Source organism: Aliiglaciecola lipolytica E3 (assembly GCF_000314975.1).
Lineage (GTDB): Bacteria > Pseudomonadota > Gammaproteobacteria > Enterobacterales > Alteromonadaceae > Aliiglaciecola > Aliiglaciecola lipolytica.
In genome coordinates this window covers 1-513 of sequence record NZ_BAEN01000034.1, presented here as the reverse complement: position 1 = coordinate 513, position 513 = coordinate 1, and the positions used below count along the sequence as shown (strand labels likewise).

The following is a 513-nucleotide window of genomic DNA, read 5'->3' as shown; positions in this document are numbered from 1 at the left end:
GGTGTTCAAAGGATGAATCGGTTTATCGTACTACTTTTACTCTTTGCAATTGTATCGTGTGCTAAATTTGAAACAGCTCCAACTCGAATTTTCGATATTTCTAGTGGAGTAGTAGATTTATCCATTGAGTTAGGAGGCAACTGGGACAAGGTATGCTTCATTACTCCTTATACCGATAACGAGGGTGCAAAAGAGGTGTTGGGTTTCGATTTTAATGTTGAAGATAAAAGTAGTATCTCTATTTTGGACGGTATCACTCTAGTTATCGCTACAAAGGGTAGTCAGGTCATTGAGTATTTTGAAACTCCAAGAAGCAACATTGATTTTTCCTCTTTAAATTCTGGATGTTTTTCCAAGTTCAATGCTAAGTTCAAAGTAGTAAAAGACAATAACGGATGGCCTAATGTACAGAACACCTAACAAGTGAATAATGTCGTTCGTAAACTCACTGGGAATTTTACTCGCTGGCCTCCGGCCAATGCGCTCCTAAAATCCCCATATTCAAAGCGTTAT

General features: G+C 38.2%; 1 protein-coding gene. It reads left to right on the top strand.

The features are described 5' to 3' along the window. A partial coding sequence (locus GLIP_RS22035; protein WP_161602043.1) for a hypothetical protein occupies window positions 1-420 on the top strand: 420 nt, incomplete at its 5' end. Window positions 421-513 lie beyond the last annotated feature (93 nt).